Genomic DNA, 14,194 nt, shown 5'->3' with positions numbered 1-14,194 from the left:
CTCACTCGAAAAACTTATTGTCTGCTGCTCTTCTCCACTTAATACAACCCTATGGGTTCCACTTGCTTTAAAGTTTGCACTCCCACCGGCTCCCCTTGTGAAATTCCCTTTCACTTCTAATGTCCCTGCTGTCAACTTATTTTCGTGACTTTTCTCACTTTTTGTCTCAAAATTTCCTCTTACTAATACATAATCTTCCTCTTCTGTCATCTCAAAGTATGAGTTTCCGCTTATCGTATAGTTCCCTGCTACCTCTAACCTTCCTCCGTTTACGTCCAGTGTACCTCCGGTCTGTATAAGGTCACCCTCAACTTTAAACCTATAACCATTTAAATTAATAATCCTGCTTTTTAAATTAAAGCTCTTATATACCCTATTTTCATATAACACCGTATTTGCAGATATACTTCCTGCACCTGTATTAACAATTACTCTTTGGCTTTCCAAAGATTCACTGCCTCCCGCAACTGCCTTTACCTCATATTCATAATCTTTACCCGCAGTCAATCCCGTATCGGTAAACTCTAGTGCAGTCACTTCAGCAGCCACCAGCTCACCATTTCTATATACGTTATATTTACTTACCCCCTGACTCCATTCCAGAATATCCTCACAGAATTATCGTTAATAATATCAGCATCCACATCCATAGGCTTACCCGGGAAGCTGAAAACTACCTTTTTCTCACTCCACGCTCCATAACTGTTACTAGCAAACTTAACCCTGACTCTATATGTATGACGTGTATTCTCTAAAAGCCTGTATGCAAATAACTTGTCTCATAAATATATACAGATTCAAACTCATCTATAATTAATTCATACCCCGCAGCTCTCGCTACTTGATTCCATGAGACCAATATACTTCCATCTGCATTTGCAACAGCATTTAGCTCCGTAATATTATTCGCAAGGGTCATAACTACAAGTTCCGTACTTCCTTCCGATTCATTACCTGCTTCATCATAAGCTGTTACATAATACTTATATGTAGAATTCTCGGTTAATCCTTCATCGGTAAAATACGGTTCGGTAACATCAGCATTTAGTTTTACTCCGTCTCTGTATACATAATAACCCTTTACCCCAACATTGTCTGTTGAAGCATTCCACGACAAAGAAACCGTTGTATCAGTTCTGTCTGTACTGATTAAACATTCCGGTTTTGATGGTGCCTCCGTATCCACCGGAGAAGGTGAAACTGTTGGAGTTGGTATTGGTGTTGTAGTTGGGGTTGGAGTTGAATCCGGCTCCGGTGTCGGTGTTGAAGTAAATTCCGGAGAAGGAAACGGTAAAGGCGTTGGAAACGGTGTTGAAGTAAATTCCGGTGATGGTAATGGAGATGACAATGGCGTAGGAGTAAATGACAGTGTTTGAGACGGTGACGGCGATGTTTCTTGTAAAGGTGCTACTGTAGGTGTTGCTGTCACTGTCGGCATCTCACTTCCCACCGGAGTTGGAACAATAAATCCCGAAGGTGTTACCAATTTAAATACTATATCCCCAGTTGCCTGAGATAGATTTACATTCACTTCTTTACTCAATGCCTGAACTACATCCGGATTAATAAAAATCGAAAGTATTATAGATAAAATAAGACAAGCCGATATTGTGCTCTTAGCAATTCTCTTTGTGTTCAATGTAATTCCCCCTATTTGAAAAATAATTAGTTAAATATCCCCTATAACACCAGATTACTTACAGAATCTAGATATCTATGCCAAATTACAAGACATTATGTAACTATTTAGAATTTATAGCAAAACAATATATTGGTCAATGCCTAATTCCCATCAATTACTCTTTTTATAAATGGAAAATTATTGTTAACATTCAACCCGTCCTCTAACAGATACATAGTGTCTCATTATCTTTCTCCACTATTTTTTCAATAATTTTCTTGATTTCATTTTTTACTACCACAAAATTCTTTCGTCTTTTTCTATCCATTATTTCTTTTTGACTCATTACATCAGGATTTATTTCCAACTCTTTCGAGTCTATCTCAACTCCATTCTTTGAAAAAAGTATCAAGTCCTTATGTACTTCATAGCCATGCTTGCTTTTCTTAAATACCAGTTGTACCGGACTAGTCAAAACATAATCGGCTATTTCATATGATTTCGCTGCATCTTCAGGCATAGGCTGAACTTTTGTAAAGAAAACTATGCACTCTTCATTTTCATTTATTTCAATCAATTCCTCAGTCCAGTCATATGAATTAGCAGTAGTAAAAGCCTTTAATGAACCGCCTTTCTTTATATCATTATCCCTGCAGTAATATATTTCATCTACACTAAAATCAAAAACAGTATAATAAAGTTCAGGAATCTCAGGTGGAATTTCAGGTATTTCTTTAGTATCTTGAATATACTCTTTCTTTGATTTTAAGGTAACTTTAGCTATAAGATCAGCTTTAGAAACGGCAGTTGCTTCATCCAATGTTTCATACCTTGTCCAATTAATCTCATATTCCTCTAGAGGTGTTACTTCTCTAAAATTCGGCAAATTAATTCCCACATAACTATTAACTTCACTACCGGAATCAGTTGTCAGTTTATTACATGCCGCTTAAACACTAATGGCACAAGTTATTGCTGCGACAGCCAAAAACTTTTTTTTACCATTGCATAAGCCTCCTGATTTTCATATTTAGGTACTTTTGTGTTGGAAAATAATTTCTATTTTATAAAATAGCATAAAACACCAAAGGATATCAATTCTAAAACTGGCATTTAACACCGACATTTTTCGACACAAACTAAAAAACTAATGATTTAAAAATTGATATATCTACTAAATGACATGTTCTGAATATATAGATTTACTCCAAAATTGCATTGATTGCCAATCCCGACATATGGTATAATTAACCGTAAAATACTAAAGGAGTAAAGGAGTATGTTATGAAAACTACATTAAAATTAATTATCACAATTAGTATTATTCTAATTTCCTTTTCTTCACTAACTTTTATGTCAAGCGCTGCCTCAGTCTACCAATATTTCGAGCAAGGAAATTCTTTGTTGGAATCCGGAAAATTTGAAGAAGCAATACAGAGCTACAATAAGGGCATTGAATTAGACCCGAATGTTCCCGTACTTTATTTCAATAAAGGAATCGCTTTGTACAGTATGGAAAAATACAGCGAAGCAATTGAATGCTACAATCGTACAATCGAACTATCACCCAACTTCAAGGATGCCTATCTAAACAAATCTATATGTCTACTGTTTACCAATAAACTTGAAGAAGCTCTTGAAGCCTCTAATAAATTCATTGAGCTGTCTCCCAACGAACCTAATGGATACACAGTAAAAGGATCTATTTTTGTGATGATGAAGAAATATGAAGATGCTCTAAATGTATCGGAAAAAGTAATTGCCATGAATCCCAACAATAAAAATATACTTTCCGTTGCATATTCCAACAAAGGCTATGCTTTGGCTTGGCTTAAGAAACCCGAAGAAGCTATCGAAGCATGTAAGAAATCTCTGGAGCTTTTTAGCAACAGTATCGACGCACGTATAGCCATGAGCTTGGCATATTCTTTTTTAGGTAATTACGAGGAAGCTATCAATTGGTGCGACGAGACTATCGAAATTAATCCCAACATGATTGAAGCATACATAAATAAATCTAACTTCCTAGTAAATTTAGGAAGATATAAAGAGGCCATCGATTACTGCAACAAAGCATCAGAATTAAACGTTGCTCAAAATCCTGCACACGAATCACTCATCCTTACGAACAAGTCAGTAGCATTACTTTTTGAGAATTATTACGAAGAATCCCTTGAAGCAGTTGAAAAAGCCATTGAGTTAGATCCCAAAAATGCTCTCGCATATGCCGATAAAGCCTATGTTCTAAACATGCTTGACCGGTATGAAGAAGCTCTTGTATTCAGCGACAAGGCAATTGAAATTGATCCTATCTTGGCGCAGCTTACGGTGCAAAAGGCTCTTCATTATTCTATCTTGATAGACTTGATGAATCAATTGAAGCGAGCAAAAAAGCCATTGAGTTAAATCCCGAAGACATTAACTTTTGTATTCAGGCGTACACAAATATTGGAAGTTCTCTATCCAAAAAGGAATGTTTGAAGAAGCTCTAACAAATTTAAATAAAGCTATTGAACTGCCATTAAAAAATCCAAAACTTCTTTCTGTTACCTATTCAAATAAAGCGTTTGCATTGATTGAGCTTGAAAGATTTGAAGAAGCTATTGAAAATGCAAATAAAGCTATTGAAGCAGATCCTGATAATGTTATGGGATTTGCCAACAAAAGTGCCGCTTTGTTAAAACTATCCAAGTACACTGAAGCTCTTGAGTGCTGCGAAGAAGCAATCAAGTTAAATATAGCTGATTACAATATATATAATAATAAAGGTCTCGCCTTCGAAGGTCAGGGTAAACTTGACAAAGCATTGGAAGCATTCAATAAGAGTCTCGAGCTCAATCCCGATTATGAAAATGCCCTAGACAACATCCAAAGAGTCTCAATTAAGCTTACTATAAAAAGAGTTATAATCATCTTTGTTATATTTGGACTTATCACTGCAATAACTATAGCTGCCGTAATTTTAATCATTTTAAGAAAAAGAAAAGCCAGAGTGCAAAGCACCAATCCACCCATGCCCGAACCGTTTCTCAATTATGATGAATTGAACCAAAAGTAAAGCAATTATCAATTTCTATATTTTGCCATGAATTTATCTTAAAAAACGGTTCATAATAATTAGCGTAGGGTTCATGATGGTTGAGCAAAGATCATTATAAGGTTCTTAAACTGGCTTTATGATGGTCGGCCAAAGGTTGATGCCAGGTTTTGCATATTTGCTTAAGCTTGGTATTAGCCGGCGGGAAGAATATTATATGTTCTGCAAGGCTATATTGTAGTAACCCCTAATGGTAATTTTCAAATTGCTTTTGATTATTTCCTTTTGTTACTGTAATATGGTCTCAAGGGATATATATTATTCGAGCTAAGATTATCAGAGGTTCCGCAGGCATTAATTTTGCATCCATTAGCTTACTAACTTGTGTGGTAATCCTTACTGGTATAGTAATCCCTGTGGAAGCAATATTATATGCTGGAGGTCTGTTGCAGTCGAAAGATTGCAACAGGTTTCTAAGGTATCTCTGATAGTCGAGCAAAGGTTGGTATGGGTTTTGGAATGCTTGCAGGCAGTCGAGAGATTGTTTGCAGGTGTGTAGAGATTTATATCGGCCGGAGCACAGATCATCATGAGCTCTATTTATTTTTCAATTTTCTCCTCAGGTCTGTACTCTATAAAAGGCTGATACATCATGAGTGCATGATTCTCCGTTACATATTCATCCTCAACAAGCTTTTTCTCCACGTTATAAACACGCCTTCGAATTTCATTGTGTCTTATATATCCGCCCCAATACTCATGGGTTATATTATGATTCTTTGCCTTTTTGGGCCGTCGGCTTCCCTATAAACCTCCAGTAGGAAAAGGTTTCTCCGGGATTTATTATAATACCGTCCAGACATTTTACCGCTGCACTCTTCCCTTTAATTTGGTTCAAATCTCGTCTCCCCGTATATATCAAGCAGTAGACCGCCGGATGCACCTATATTAATCCGGCATTTGCCCGTTTTCAAGAAAGCTGAAATATCCCCTGCGGCTAAAAATTATATGGTCTATGAGCTTTATCCCCAGAGTATCTCCCGCATCTTTAAGAAGCCTTGTCACATCCACATCCTCCTGACTTGGCACCAGAGAACCTGACGGATGGTTATGGGCAACTATAACCGCCGTTGCCCTGTCGGTTATGGGATCGGCAAATACCTCCCTAGGGTGGACCTGCACCTTGTTAACCAATCCAACCGACACAACCCTTGTGGCAATAACTTCACTGGCACCGTTTAGAGACACGCAAATGAAGTGCTCCTGTTTGCGGCCGGACATATATGAAATCAGCGGCAATATATCCGAAGGAGAAGTTATTTTAATGCCCTCCGGTCTAATTCTGCGCCTTGCGAACTCAAGAGATGCGGCAATAACCGCTGACTTTGCCGGGCCAACTCCCTCAATTTCCTGAAGCTCTTTGGCACTCACCCTGTCACACCCTTTGTCCAAGACCTTCAATATCCTGCTGGCTACAGTCATCACATTGCAATCTTTAGTACCGTTTCCAATCAAAACCGCAAGCAGTTCCAAGTCCGAAAGGTACCCGACACCCCTTTCCAGAAGCTTCTCCCTTGGTCTTTCAAACTTAGGCATATCACTGATTTTCTTCATTATCCCTCACCAATATATAATAATCACGAACAAACGTTCTTTAATTATTGTATATCTTTCTCAAGGCAAAATCAAGAAAAATTATTCCATTTTTGCAGAAATCAATGCGAAAGGTATTCCTTCATTACCTTTCTTGCAATGGAAGCTGCAACATCACCGCCGGAGCCCTCATACTCAACAATGACAGCGACGGCAATTTTTGGGTCTTCCGCAGGAGCAAAACCCACAAACCACGAATGTTCCTTTGCCTTCTTTTTTACCGACAACTCATTTTCAGCTGTTCCGGTCTTACCGGCAACATTAATTCCCTTGATTGCCGCATTATATCCCGTACCGGAAGTCACAACTTCCTGCATCATTACTTTAATTTTCTCGGCAACATCAGCTTCCATTATCCTGCCAAGTCTATTTACCTTTATTTCCTTACTCGATTTGCCCTCAGAATTTGTAATGCTTTTAACCAGCACCGGTTCCATCATGACGCCTTCATTGGCGATTCCCGCTGTAATCATTGCCATGTGAAGAGGGGTTACCAAAATCTTTCCCTGTCCAATAGCCGCCTCGGCCAGATCGGTTTTATCCATTTTCTCATAAGGAAATCGGCTTTTACTCATTGGAATATCAAAAGGAATTCCCATTTCAAATCCCGCGCGATTTGTTATATCCGTAAACTTGGTCATACCAAGCTCCGTCCCCAACTGGGCATATACCACATTGCTCGATACCGCAAGAGCCCTCTTCAAATCTATCTTTCCATGGGCTTTGCTTTCTGAGTTCCTTATTTCCCTTCCGTCAATAACAATAGAGCCACTGTCATCAAACACTTTATTTTCCAATCCGTTCTCAATAGCCGCAGCAGTAATCAGTATTTTAAAAGTTGAACCCGGCGCATACAGTCCTTGAACAGCACGGCAAAGAAAAGGTGCATCCGGAGATTCAACCATACTCTGCCAGTTTTTCTCCAGTTCTTTTGCATGGGGGTCAAAATTCGGGCTGCTTACCAAAGCAAGAATTTCCCCTGTCTTGGGGTCCATAGCCACCACAGCTCCCTTTTTCCCGTTAAGAAGCTCTCCCCCAAGGGCCTGGAGCTTATGATCAACGGTGAGATAGAGATTGTTTCCCTTTCGAGTGGGTAAGTTGGAACCGCTGACCATTCCAAACACCTGGCTTAAATCATCAACTCCCAACAACTCTTTATTGTAGGCGGCTTCAATCTGCGACTTGCCGTACACTTTTGAACTGTAACCGATTACCTGGCTGTAAAGTGACCCATAAGGATAGATTCTCTCCTGCTCACCACCCTTTGCTTCACTGTATGCAAGCAAAACTCCGTTTCTGTCATATATATTGCCCCTTGCCGTATTCTCCTCTATTTTAAATTGCCTTCGGTTGTAAGTATTGGCCATAAAATCCCGGCTTCTAAAGAGTTGAATATACGTAAGATATCCCACTATGATAAAAAAGAGAGAACATATTGCAATCAGTACATGAATAATCTTTTTATTTTCATCCATCAGCCTCACCGCCTACCCTGTCAAATCTCGGATTTGATATCACCTGAAGAATCCCCAATGCAATAAAGCTCGTTACAAGGGAGCTCCCTCCGTAACTTACAAAGGGAAGGGTTATCCCTGTCAATGGAATTAGCTTTATTACCCCTCCAATGATAATAAAGGTTTGCAATCCAATCATCGTCACGATTCCCAAACCCAATACCTTTTTAAACCTATCTTTAAGTCCAAGCACTATTTTAATTCCCCTATAGGTAAAGAGCATGCACAACAGAACCACCGCAGCTCCACCAAAAATCCCCATCTCTTCGCATATTGCAGAAAAAATAAAGTCGGTACTTACCGCCGGCACCATGTCCGGCCTGCCCATGCCTATTCCCGTGCCGAAAAATCCACCGGAGGCAATGGCAAACAAGGATTGAGTTATCTGATAGCCCTTATCTGTAATATCTGCCCACGGATTAATCCATGCATCCACTCTGACCCTCAAATGATAAAACTTGAAATATCCCAAGATTACACCGGGAACTATAAAGGCGGAATTTATCAAAAACATTTTCAAATCCTTGCTGAAAACATAGAGAACAACAAGAAAAGTCGAATACAACAAAAGAGCCGTTCCAAGCTCCCTCTGAAGAACAAGAAGGCCTATATTGCAATAAACAACAAGCATTAACAATGCTCTGTTTAAAAGTATTCTTAATCTTTCATCCTGTATGTATTTTGTCAAAAATAAATTATCCGGATTTTTAAAATATGCTGCCAGGAAAAAGACAAACAAAATTTTGCAAAGCTCTGACGGTTGAAAAGAAAAACCGCCGATTACTATCCAGTTTACCGCACCGTTTATATTCCTTCCCAAAATCAATGTTACAAGGTACAACGCAGCACAAAGAGATATGTATACATAGGCAAATCTATCCCATTTGTCAACTTTAATATATACATGATAAAAAGCAAAAAACATTCCTAGACCTACCGCTATCCATACCAACTGTTTAAGTCCCAGGCTTTCATTTAGGCGGTAAATCGTCATCAATCCAACACTCAAAAGCATCGATACTATCAAGATAAGATATTCATCCCACGGTCCCTTTTGATGATTGTAAAGCAGGCAGAACATATGATTAGAGTTGCCGCTCCTCCCACCGCCAATGTCATCCAGTTGTAGGGCGTACTGCTAAAAAACAAGAATAGATACCCAATAATATTAAATGCCGCTATTAAGTTTAAAGGCCGGCGGTACGTTATTGCTCCAAGCATTAGAATACACCTCATTTACCCATCGAAACAAACAAGAATTTTACATGTCCGATCTTAATGTTATCCCCATCTTTTAATGAAACTATTTCTCCTTCATTAAGCCTTGTGCCATTAACAAAGGTCCCGTTCTTGCTTCCCATATCTTTTATACGGATTGACTGGTCTTCAACCATAATATATGCATGAATCCCTGAAATAAACGGGTCTTTTATTACTATATCATTTTTATCATTGCGCCCGATAGTTACACTCTTTTTTAATGTATAATTTTCCTCAACCTTGAAGCTCAGCATCTCCCGCTGATTTATAAGCTTAAGGTACGGATAAAAACCCGTATTGTCAGTTTTGCTGACGCTCATTGATTTAATGTCAAGATAAATTAATCGTATAACCCCAAAAATAAACAGGTAGATAACCAATGTAAAAACAACCTTAACAAGAAGCAGTATTATTTCAAACATACCAAAGCCATCCCCATCTGCAATTATTTATACCGCAGGTAAACTCAAAACATTAGGCAGAGTTCACAAGACTTTTTCATAGCGTATATTGCAAAAAGTTAAACGGGTCATGGATATTAACTCGTTTAACTTTTTTAAATCATATGTACGAACAATATTAAAACTCACTGAAGCCGTCGTTATCGCGTAATATTAAATCCAGCATTAATTCCTCACAGGTACAAAGATTCTTTTCAATAGCCTGCTGACGAAGCACCAAGTACAGTTCAGCCATTGTAGCATTCAAATAAGGATGCACAAATATTATACCTATACAGCAAGCCAATAGACCCAATAAATACCATCCCAAAAATGATAGCTCCAATACAAAAATATTGAGTTTATGGCCATAAGTCATCTGCTCGCTTAATTCCAGAGCACGCTTATGCCCGATATTCGGGTTGTCGGCAAGGATATACGGAACCATCATATATGAATACTTTTTAATGATACCGGGAATTATGAGAACCAAATACCACAGGAAATTCATAACCCCTCTATAAAGCATGGGCCTTTACGACGTCCATGTATCTTTCCTTGTTAAACACATACCCCAAAACACTCAATTCCTCACTGCTAATACCCTCCAATTGCGCATTCTGCACAAAGAAACGCCTTCCGCCAACTTCGAGATGATACCCGATAAAAATTCGAAATGCTAAAGCCAAAAATACAAAAAAAACTACAATTAGCAAAACAATCATTGCTTCTTGAGGAGATAAAGATTCCACTAAATCGTCGAAGCCGCTGCTACCACCGCCACCATTCGAAGCTGCTACTCCTAAAATAAGACTTACCACCAAAGCTTTCCAGTACGATACCCTCAAAACTGCTTTTGCTCTGTTTTTCAGATACTCTCTAGTCCACATAATATCCTCCTAATGCTTACAATAATGAGATCTACTAATGTAACTATACAGCTCACTGTCTGCAGCAGCTTTACTATATAATACAATATTAAGATTATACCAGATATAGACCACTTTAACAATATAATTGCCAAAAACATCCTCTTATGCAGGACACATTCCGATAAGGGCTACCAAAGTCATGCCATTGACATAAGCATCAACATTCGTAATTATGTTAGTTTTCGATATATCCTTAATCGCCAGTGCATATACCGTACAGCATCTGTTTATCATATCATTGAGCACTTTGTTTACTTCCTTGTAAATCTTCCTGGTCTTTTTTACAAATTTAGAATCCAAAAGTATGTACGAACACCTTCTCATAAGTTCGTCCGGTGTACCCCTTGAAATTATACGCATTTTTTCGTTTATTATATGGGTAGATACTTTTAATTTGTTTTCTTTAAGAGTAAAGGCTTCAACTTTAGGAACTATACTCTCAATAAGGCTCTTGTCAAAACCTTTTTCTTCCGTATAGTAGAAAATTGCTTTTTCCTTCTCATCTTGAATTATGTCCATCCTTCTGTGATTAACATTCATCACTTCCGCATAATTACTAAGAACAAGGGAGTGCATAAAAATTCCGTAGCTCTTCTCTTCTTCATCAACATCCTCTGCTTTTTTAAGCTTACCATCAAGGTATATCTCCTCTACTCTGTATTTGACAGGTGCCTCACCAATCAATAGATTAGGATTGTCAACCCTTATCACATTATTTCGAGGGAATATATCTTGTTTCATTAGATCCGCTCCTTTCCGGGCAGTAAGTTAATAAATTCCAATCAAGCGCTAATAAAACTCCACACCTGTGCCGCCAATGCAAGATGCAGAGTCTTATAAATCTGCAAGGAAAATAGGGCTGTATTATTTCCATATTGAATGCAAAAAGGTTACTCCCTCTGTAACTATATCGTTAAATTTTAACTAATATTCATGGTAAATGGCAATAATAATTAACAGCGTCCGGCAACGACAATAGATTTTACTGTTATTATTAAAATAATTTAAAACAACAATAAATTACTTTAACAATTTTAATTCTATTATAAGAAATATCAATCTGTCAATTAAGGATTTGTAAACATTTTATTAATAAATGCCGCTTCAATTGAATTGGAAATGATTATTTGCGTAAAGCAAGTCGAAAAATCAGTGTCTAATGATATGTTCATGATTTTTAAGATGCTCCTGGCAGTATTCATAGTCACTACCGCATTTAAAACAGTATGCAAACTTGAGCTCCGGATACTCCTTTGACGTTCTGCCGCATATGCAGCAGGTGTAGATTATCTCCGGTGTCTTAACTGAAGATGCAATTACCTTGAATTTTCTGCGTCTTAGCTGTCTGTCAAGCTTTCTTACTCTTGGAGACAGATATACATCGAAAACCTCCTTTCCAAAAAATACTATGAAACTTGTGAAGGACAATAAAGCAACAATTCTCGTCTCCGGTCTGAAAATGATGGACAAGACTGTAAAGATAATATCGAACCAAGCCAGATACTTAATCTTGACCGGGATTATGAAAAACAGAAGCAGCTCATAATTTGGGTTAAGATAGGCAAAAGCCAGGAAAACAGACATGTATAAAAACTCCGAAGTTACCCTTCCACCCCAAAATTCACCCAAAAATGCAGCTGCAATTGCCGCCAAAACGCCTATAAAGTAGTAGAGATTGAACTTAAAGCTTCCCCAGTAGCGTTCAAGAGCCATACCGAATGTATAGAAAATATACAATGCAAAAATTACCCAGAAGCTTCCCACAAAAGGAACAAAAACAAAGGTCACAAGCCTCCATATCTGGCCTTTCATCACCAAAGAAGGCTCCAAAGTAAGCCAAGAAGCAATATATCTAAAATCACCAAAAAGACTTAATACAAAAACAAAGGCCGTACCGATTACCAAATATCTTGTTAAGTTTTTAACAGCTAAGCGGCTGTATTTTCGTTCCAGTCTATCAATCCAATTCAACCAAAACAATCCTTTCTGCACATTTTGAAAGTGGACACAAAATTGCCATATATTTTATTCGACACTCATATCAAAAAATCCTTTATAAAAAAATATTACTTATAGTTTTGCTCCAAGTTATAGTTAAACTCTAAGTTATAGTTTAACTATAACTTGGAGTAGAATTACAGGTTAGAAAATAAATATAAGTTTAATTTAAAATATAAGTTTAAGTAAAAATATAAGTTAGAATAAATTTATAAGGGAGCTAATTGAAGAAACGAGAAGCAATACCAATTGAGCTCCACATATTGTCAGAAAATTTTTGACTGCAAATTCAAAGGTATCTTTCTTCGTCTGCTTTTTTCTAAATAGGTTTATATTCTTCTTCACCGGTATAAGAACGATTAATGCCAGCAAAGAAATAAAAGGTATAACCCTGAAAACGCAAAGCAGTATTATGTCAACAAAAGTTATGTAATAGAGAGCTTCAAAAAGCCATAGAGCTTTTTCCTTTCCGATATAGATCGGCAATGTATAGCGCCTGTTTTCCATATCGTCCTCGATATCGCATATGTTATTTGCAAGCATTATATTTGCAATTCCGCAGACCGCCGGAATAGAAAAAGCCAGAATAAATAATACCTCCACAATATTCAGGCGCAAGAATAGCAATTGTCCCTCAAGAGTCAACGAAACAATATCCCTGTCATAAATATGTACAAATACAGCAAGAAACGTTATAACAAAGCCCATGAAGAATCCTGAAAACACTTCACCCAAAGGCATTCTGGATATCGGAAGAGGACCGAAAGAATAAGCAATCCCGACTCCAAAGGACATTATCCCTACCAATAATACAATAATATTTGTGTTTATATAAAGTAATACTCCAAATAATACGGCTATACCTAAAAGAAGCAGTATAACCGTAATTACCCGTGGTTCGCCTAGCTTATCCCGCACTATTGCATTGTGCTGTTCATAATTATATCCCTCTTTCTTTGCAGCTCTTTTATAATCAAAGTAGTTATTTAAAGCTGTCGTAACCATATCAAAACACAGAAGGGATATAAACACCAGTAAAAAGTTTTTAGCGTTAAACACATTAAAACGATATATTGCGTATACCGTACCCAGCATTAACGGCACCATACTGGCAATCTTGGTCTTAATCTCAACCAGTTTCAAAAAGCTGTCTATACGCATCAAGCAACTCCCCTCACAAATATGTTTTTTCTATAATAATACAATATATTTTTAAACGTTTAAATACATATTATTCCTAATCAGTGAAGAAGATTATTGAGCTGCGACACATGTTTTCTGTTTACGTCCAGTATCTTCTCAACAATCTTCCGGCTTTCATCATCCAGGTCTCCCCTTACAAGTTCTTCGGCCATTTTTATTCCTTTATTCTCACTCTCTGCAGCATCTTTTAAAATAAATTCCGTATCATCGGAAGTTCCTTTAAGCTTGCTCATTGTCTCAGCCATAGAGCCCATAAAGCCCGGTCCATCCACCGGAACTCCTCCTAAATTTTGAATTCTCTCTGCAATTAATGCTGAATTCTGCTTGTGCTCCTGTTGAATTCTTTGAAGTTCCTTCTTCATTTCGGGGTCTTTTACATGCTGTATAAACCTTTCATACCCGTGTATTGCCATATAATTTCCTTCAAGCAAGGAATTTAACTCTTTTATTACCACATTATCCTTATTGCCCACACCGATCATCTCCTCAAAAACAATTTTAGACTTAGTTTTCTCAAAATAACCGGCTTTATTCAA

14 protein-coding genes and 4 pseudogenes are annotated in these 14,194 nt (G+C 37.6%); 3 read left to right on the top strand and 15 right to left on the bottom strand.

What is annotated here, in order from left to right:
- The 3 genes and pseudogenes from JCM21531_RS21120 to JCM21531_RS06720 all read right to left on the bottom strand — a co-directional run.
- Positions 1–549: pseudogene (locus tag JCM21531_RS21120) on the bottom strand (fibronectin type III domain-containing protein); the annotation flags it as partial.
- A 202-nt stretch (positions 550–751) separates the two neighbouring features.
- Positions 752–1,639, bottom strand: a complete 888-nt coding sequence (locus JCM21531_RS21115; protein ID WP_243467343.1) for a fibronectin type III domain-containing protein — start codon at positions 1,637–1,639, stop codon at positions 752–754.
- A 205-nt stretch (positions 1,640–1,844) separates the two neighbouring features.
- Positions 1,845–2,519, bottom strand: a complete 675-nt coding sequence (locus JCM21531_RS06720) for a hypothetical protein (RefSeq protein WP_131464416.1) — start codon at positions 2,517–2,519, stop codon at positions 1,845–1,847.
- Positions 2,520–2,905: 386 nt separating this feature from the next.
- Here JCM21531_RS06720 and JCM21531_RS21110 point away from each other — a divergent pair, with 386 nt between their 5' ends.
- From JCM21531_RS21110 to JCM21531_RS21100, 3 genes and pseudogenes are all read left to right on the top strand, one after another.
- Positions 2,906–4,027: a tetratricopeptide repeat protein gene (locus tag JCM21531_RS21110; RefSeq protein ID WP_369347581.1), complete on the top strand. Its 1,122-nt coding sequence runs from the start codon at positions 2,906–2,908 to the stop codon at positions 4,025–4,027.
- A pseudogene (locus JCM21531_RS21105) lies at positions 3,988–4,113 on the top strand (hypothetical protein); the annotation flags it as partial. The gene JCM21531_RS21110 and the pseudogene JCM21531_RS21105, both read left to right, overlap by 40 nt.
- Positions 4,095–4,679: a tetratricopeptide repeat protein gene (locus tag JCM21531_RS21100; RefSeq protein ID WP_243467342.1), complete on the top strand. Its 585-nt coding sequence runs from the start codon at positions 4,095–4,097 to the stop codon at positions 4,677–4,679. The pseudogene JCM21531_RS21105 and the gene JCM21531_RS21100, both read left to right, overlap by 19 nt.
- Before the next feature lie 375 nt (positions 4,680–5,054).
- Here JCM21531_RS21100 and JCM21531_RS18785 read toward each other — a convergent pair whose 3' ends face one another.
- The 12 genes and pseudogenes from JCM21531_RS18785 to JCM21531_RS06670 form a co-directional block, all read right to left on the bottom strand.
- Complete coding sequence (locus JCM21531_RS18785) at positions 5,055–5,249, bottom strand: hypothetical protein (protein WP_131464413.1); 195 nt, start codon at positions 5,247–5,249, stop codon at positions 5,055–5,057.
- Between the two features lie 9 nt (positions 5,250–5,258).
- A pseudogene (locus JCM21531_RS25055) lies at positions 5,259–5,438 on the bottom strand (VanW family protein); the annotation flags it as partial.
- Entirely contained in the window at positions 5,428–5,601 is a 174-nt protein-coding gene (locus JCM21531_RS21095) for a VanW family protein (protein ID WP_464077620.1), read from the bottom strand. The pseudogene JCM21531_RS25055 and the gene JCM21531_RS21095, both read right to left, overlap by 11 nt.
- A 5-nt stretch (positions 5,602–5,606) precedes the next feature.
- The gene (gene radC / locus JCM21531_RS06710) at positions 5,607–6,272 is read right to left on the bottom strand and encodes a RadC family protein (protein WP_038288506.1); all 666 of its coding nucleotides are present in this window, start codon (positions 6,270–6,272) and stop codon (positions 5,607–5,609) included.
- A gap of 101 nt (positions 6,273–6,373) precedes the next feature.
- Complete coding sequence (locus JCM21531_RS06705; protein ID WP_038288504.1) at positions 6,374–7,786, bottom strand: peptidoglycan D,D-transpeptidase FtsI family protein; 1,413 nt, start codon at positions 7,784–7,786, stop codon at positions 6,374–6,376.
- A complete protein-coding gene (locus JCM21531_RS06700) occupies positions 7,779–8,906 on the bottom strand; it encodes an FtsW/RodA/SpoVE family cell cycle protein (RefSeq protein WP_243467340.1) in 1,128 nt (375 codons plus the stop codon). Before JCM21531_RS06700 ends, JCM21531_RS06705 begins: the two co-directional genes overlap by 8 nt.
- A gap of 151 nt (positions 8,907–9,057) precedes the next feature.
- The gene (locus tag JCM21531_RS06695) at positions 9,058–9,507 is read right to left on the bottom strand and encodes an FHA domain-containing protein (RefSeq protein ID WP_038288502.1); all 450 of its coding nucleotides are present in this window, start codon (positions 9,505–9,507) and stop codon (positions 9,058–9,060) included.
- A gap of 157 nt (positions 9,508–9,664) precedes the next feature.
- Positions 9,665–10,415 (bottom strand): annotated as a pseudogene (locus JCM21531_RS25050) (DUF975 family protein).
- A 144-nt stretch (positions 10,416–10,559) separates the two neighbouring features.
- Positions 10,560–11,198, bottom strand: coding sequence for a hypothetical protein (locus JCM21531_RS06685; RefSeq protein ID WP_038288500.1), 639 nt, complete (start codon positions 11,196–11,198; stop codon positions 10,560–10,562).
- Between the two features lie 408 nt (positions 11,199–11,606).
- Positions 11,607–12,428, bottom strand: coding sequence for a rhomboid family intramembrane serine protease (locus tag JCM21531_RS06680; protein ID WP_038288499.1), 822 nt, complete (start codon positions 12,426–12,428; stop codon positions 11,607–11,609).
- Positions 12,429–12,653: 225 nt separating this feature from the next.
- Positions 12,654–13,616, bottom strand: coding sequence for a prenyltransferase (locus JCM21531_RS06675; RefSeq protein ID WP_038288498.1), 963 nt, complete (start codon positions 13,614–13,616; stop codon positions 12,654–12,656).
- A gap of 80 nt (positions 13,617–13,696) precedes the next feature.
- Positions 13,697–14,131 carry a ferritin-like domain-containing protein gene (locus tag JCM21531_RS06670; protein WP_038288520.1) on the bottom strand — a complete coding sequence of 145 codons (435 nt, stop codon included), beginning with the start codon at positions 14,129–14,131 and terminating at the stop codon, positions 13,697–13,699.
- Positions 14,132–14,194 lie beyond the last annotated feature (63 nt).

It is taken from the genome of Acetivibrio straminisolvens JCM 21531 (assembly GCF_000521465.1).
GTDB lineage: Bacteria > Bacillota > Clostridia > Acetivibrionales > Acetivibrionaceae > Hungateiclostridium > Hungateiclostridium straminisolvens.
This window is presented reverse-complemented; position numbering and strand designations above follow the sequence as displayed.

Excerpts from the sequence above, each read along its gene's own strand:
- JCM21531_RS21110 (WP_369347581.1), top strand. The coding sequence starts at position 2,906 with ATGAAAACTACATTAAAATTAATTATCACAATTAGTATTATTCTAATT.
- JCM21531_RS21100 (WP_243467342.1), top strand. The coding sequence starts at position 4,095 with ATGTTTGAAGAAGCTCTAACAAATTTAAATAAAGCTATTGAACTGCCA.
- JCM21531_RS18785 (WP_131464413.1), bottom strand. The coding sequence starts at position 5,249 with ATGATGATCTGTGCTCCGGCCGATATAAATCTCTACACACCTGCAAAC.
- radC (WP_038288506.1), bottom strand. The coding sequence starts at position 6,272 with ATGAAGAAAATCAGTGATATGCCTAAGTTTGAAAGACCAAGGGAGAAG.
- JCM21531_RS06705 (WP_038288504.1), bottom strand. The coding sequence starts at position 7,786 with ATGGATGAAAATAAAAAGATTATTCATGTACTGATTGCAATATGTTCT.
- JCM21531_RS06700 (WP_243467340.1), bottom strand. The coding sequence starts at position 8,906 with ATGTTCTGCCTGCTTTACAATCATCAAAAGGGACCGTGGGATGAATAT.
- JCM21531_RS06695 (WP_038288502.1), bottom strand. The coding sequence starts at position 9,507 with ATGTTTGAAATAATACTGCTTCTTGTTAAGGTTGTTTTTACATTGGTT.
- JCM21531_RS06685 (WP_038288500.1), bottom strand. The coding sequence starts at position 11,198 with ATGAAACAAGATATATTCCCTCGAAATAATGTGATAAGGGTTGACAAT.
- JCM21531_RS06675 (WP_038288498.1), bottom strand. The coding sequence starts at position 13,616 with ATGCGTATAGACAGCTTTTTGAAACTGGTTGAGATTAAGACCAAGATT.